Annotated in this window: 4 protein-coding genes; all 4 read left to right on the forward strand. The window is 55.8% G+C overall.

Annotation, left to right across the window (positions count from 1 at the left end; genetic code table 11):
- The coding region (locus tag QZL71_RS12790; RefSeq protein WP_363912714.1) for a VirB4-like conjugal transfer ATPase, CD1110 family at positions 1 to 997 on the forward strand (997 nt) is incomplete at its 5' end.
- The gene (locus QZL71_RS12795; RefSeq protein ID WP_118199935.1) at positions 990 to 1,259 is read left to right on the forward strand and encodes a hypothetical protein; all 270 of its coding nucleotides are present in this window, start codon (positions 990 to 992) and stop codon (positions 1,257 to 1,259) included. The genes QZL71_RS12790 and QZL71_RS12795, both read left to right, overlap by 8 nt.
- Complete coding sequence (locus tag QZL71_RS12800; protein ID WP_294649094.1) at positions 1,252 to 2,274, forward strand: DNA cytosine methyltransferase; 1,023 nt, start codon at positions 1,252 to 1,254, stop codon at positions 2,272 to 2,274. Before QZL71_RS12795 ends, QZL71_RS12800 begins: the two co-directional genes overlap by 8 nt.
- Positions 2,271 to 4,187 carry a C40 family peptidase gene (locus QZL71_RS12805; protein WP_294649096.1) on the forward strand — a complete coding sequence of 639 codons (1,917 nt, stop codon included), beginning with the start codon at positions 2,271 to 2,273 and terminating at the stop codon, positions 4,185 to 4,187. Before QZL71_RS12800 ends, QZL71_RS12805 begins: the two co-directional genes overlap by 4 nt.
- The last annotated feature ends 10 nt before the right edge of the window (positions 4,188 to 4,197 follow it).

Raw genomic sequence — 4,197 nt, forward strand, 5'->3', positions numbered from 1 at the left:
GTATGACGGGAAACTGTCACGTACGGTTCTTAGGCGGGAAGGCGGTGGTAACACCGCTGACCCAGCCGATTACTTTCCGCTGGTCCACCGCCTGGGCGGGCAGGTCATCAAGATTTCTCCCACAAGCAGCCAGTATGTGAACCCCATGGATATGAGCCTGAACTACTCCGAGGACGATAACCCGCTTGCCCTAAAGAGCGACTTTGTTCTATCCTTCTGCGAACTGGCAGCTGGCGGGCGCAACGGTTTGGAGCCGGTGGAGAAAACGGTCATCGACCGTGCGGTGCGCGTGGTGTACCGCCCCTATCTTGCCGATCCGAAGCCGGAGAACGTGCCTGTCCTTGGCGACCTCTATGACGAGATCAAGCGGCAACCGGAGCCGGAGGCGCAGCGGATCGCGGCGGCATTGGAACTGTATGTGCATGGCAGTCTGAATGTTTTTAATCACCGAACTAATGTGGATATCAACAACCGCCTTGTCTGCTTTGATATCAAGGAGCTTGGCAAGCAGCTCAAAAATCTTGGGATGCTGGTCATTCAGGATCAGGTATGGAACCGCGTCACGGTGAATCGGAGCGAGGGCAAGTCCACCCGGTACTATGTGGACGAGTTCCACCTTCTGCTGCGCGGCGAGGTTGGCGCCTGGAGCGTGGAGATTTGGAAACGCTTTCGCAAATGGGGCGGCATCCCAACGGGAATCACCCAGAACATCAAGGACCTGCTTGCCTCCCCGGAGATCGAGAACATTTTTGAAAACAGCGACTTCATCTATCTTCTCAATCAGGCCAGCGGGGATCGGAAAATCCTCTGTGAGCGGCTGAATATCTCCACCCAGCAGGCGGCGCATATCAGCAACGCAGGCCCCGGCGAGGGACTGATCTTCTTCGGCAATGTGATTTTGCCATTTGTGGATCACTTTCCGCAGGATAATGAGCTTTACAGCATTATGACGACAAAACTTGGTGAAACCGGGAAAGGAGGCACGGCGCATGAATGATGAAAAATATGTGATCGGCAGCGGAAGTTTTCGGCTTCTGATCGGTGATTTGTATGATCTCTATTGTTATCATTTCAGTTTGACCCGCAGACTGGCGGAGGCTGCGGACGAAAAGGCACTTTTGAAAATCCAGAAAAGCGTGTCCGGCTATGAGCGCAGGATGAAACGCCTTTGCAGGCGCTGGGGGCTACCCACGGATGATACGCCCTGGGCCTACGATACAATGGAGAAATCCATCCGGGAGCGGATGCTCCATGAATAACCTGACCCATGTGAGCCTGTTTTCCGGCATTGGCGGTCTAGACCTGGCGGCGGAGGCTGCCGGGTTTGAAACCGTCTGCCAGTGTGAGTGGGCGGATTTTCCGCACTCCGTCCTCTCTGCACGATGGCCGGATGTTCCCAGGTTCCGGGATATTACTACTTTTACGAAGGAGGCGTTTTTTGAAAAAACAGGACTTGAAACAGTTACCGTTATCTCAGGCGGCTTTCCCTGTCAGCCCTTCTCCACCGCCGGAAAACGGAAGGGCTTTGCGGATGAACGCTACCTGTGGCCGGAAATGTGCCGCGTTATTACCGAACTGCGGCCCCGTTGGGTGCTTGGGGAAAATGTTGCTGGCTTCATCAATATGGGGCTCGACAAAACGATCTTTGACCTGGCAAAAGCGGGATACGCTGTTCTCCCATTCGTATTTCCGGCTTGCGGTGTCGGCGCATGGCATGAGCGCCAGCGAACTTTTATCGTCGCGGCTGATGTTTCCCACACCCCTTGCCTCCGACAACAACACCGCCAGGGACGCGGCAAGCCTGGATGTGTTCCTGTCGGACAATGGGATATTCCGCAAGAGGAACCGAAACGGGGCGATTTGGAGCCTGAGCCTGTCGGCGGCGGTATTCTATCTGACCCCGGTGGCGTCGGACGGTTTCCGCTCGACCTTGAAGCCGTCGGCCTTCAATCCGGCGAAGAAGGACGGGAACCTGTCGGCGCAGATCGTCTCCCAGGAGCGGCCGGTGTCCGAAACGGCGGCGCTGAATCCGGATTGGGTAGAATGGCTCATGGGCTTCCCGAAAGGATGGACGGACGTATCCTCTGGGCCGCCGAACCGGAAGGAATCCCCCGCATGACCGAGCGCATGGATGACAGGGCGCTGCGGCTGAAAACATTGGGAAATGCGGTCTGCCCGCCCCAGGCCTATCCCATTTTCCGCTATATCGCCATGATTGAGAATGGCACCTGCGGTGACTTCTGCCCCTATGGAAAGGAAGGTGACTGCCTATGAGGGAACTGAAAGCGACCGATAAGATCACGCAGAAAATGACCCGTGACGGTGCGGTATCGGAAAACCTTGCCACGGGCGAGGTGGAACATATCAGCAGCCGGGAGCCGGAAACGGAGCTGTCCGCTTCTTCGGAAGAATCCACTGGCGCTGCGGCTGACCTTGCCCTGCGTGCGGCGGAACACCATGAGAAGAAAAGCGCACGAAAGGCGGAAAAGGCTGACACCCAGGCGGTGCGGGATGGTTCTGCCGCAAGGCAGCGCCCGTCCTCCCGCCTGCAATTTACCGAGGAAGAACGTGCCGATCCCGCACTTGGAAAGTACATCGACCGTTCCGACCGTGCGGCGGATCGGCTGGATGCGGCAACGGCCGCTATCCCCACAAAGAAAGTTCTCCGTACCGAGCGTGTTTTTGACGAGACAGCCGGAAAAGGCAAAATGCAGCTTCACTTTGAAGAAGTGGAGAAACGCCCCAATGGACGCCTGCGGCACAATCCGCTTTCTCGGCCGGTCCATGAGATCGTCCATGCCGCCCATGCGAAGGTGCATGAGGTGGAACAGGAAAATGTGGGTGTAGAGGCCGGACACAAAGGCGAGGTGTTGACGGAACGCGGGTTTGCCTACGGAAAAGGCAAAGTCCGTGCCGCCGTCCACCATCACCGCACAAAGCCCTGGCGTGATGCGGCGAAGGCAGAGCAGGCTTCTTTTAAGGCAAACGCCGATTACCTTTACCAAAAGGCACTGCATGATGATCCTGCATTGGCGGCTTCTAACCCGGCATCTCGCTTTCTGCAGAAACAGCGGATCAAGCGGAACTATGCAAAGGAGCTGCGGCAGGCAGAGAAAACCGCAAAAAACACAGCGGCCACGGCGAAAAGTGCAGCGCAGAAAGCAAAGGACGCCTTCAAGGAAACATTCCTCTACATCAAGCACCATAGCCGGGCGGTGCTGTTGGTGATCGGCATTGGCGCCTGTGTTGCCCTGCTGTTTGGCGGGGTATCTTCCTGTTCCATGATGGCAGGCTCCGGCGTGGGCGGTGTATTTACTTCCTCTTATCTCTCCGAGGATGCGGATATGCTGGCTGCGGAGGCGGCCTACTGCGAACTGGAACAGGAACTTCAATATGAGCTGAACCACTATGAGGCTTTGCACCCCGGATATGACGAATACCGTTTTGATCTGGACGAGATCGAGCATGACCCTTATGTGCTGATCTCCATTCTCACGGCGTTCCATGAAGGGGTGTTCACCATCGACGAGGTTCAGGCGGAGCTGCAAATACTCTTTGAAAAGCAGTACATCCTGACGCAGACCGTGGAAGTGGAGGTGCGCTATCGGACGGAGACACGGACAGACAGCGAAGGAAACGACTATGACGTGGAAGTACCGTATAACTACTATATTTGCAATGTGAAGCTGGAAAACTTCGACCTTTCCCATGTGCCGGTCTACATCATGGACGAAGAAATACTTTCCTTATATGCGGTCTATATGGCAACGCTGGGGAATCGGGAAGATTTGTTTCCTGGCTCCGGCTATGTAGACAAGTACACCAAACCGCCCACCACCTATGATATTCCGCCTTCCGCCCTGGAGGATGAAACCTTTGCAACGCTCATTACCGAGGCGGAGAAGTACATCGGCTATCCTTATGTCTGGGGCGGCAGCAATCCGAACACTTCTTTTGATTGCTCCGGCTTCGTGTCCTGGGTGCTGACGCAAAGCGGTGTCTGCAATACGGGCAGGCTGGGAGCCCAGGGGCTTTACAATATTTCCACCCCGGTATCCTCTGCCAACGCAAAGCCCGGAGACCTGATCTTTTTCGTCGGCACTTACGATACACCGGGCGTTTCCCATGTGGGTATCGTGCGTCCAGTAAGGACGATAGTAGAAGTAGAGAAAGGAGGCTGTGACTAAGGTACTACCC

The organism is uncultured Faecalibacterium sp. (assembly GCF_900066275.1).
Taxonomy (GTDB): Bacteria; Bacillota; Clostridia; order Oscillospirales; family Ruminococcaceae; genus Faecalibacterium; species Faecalibacterium taiwanense.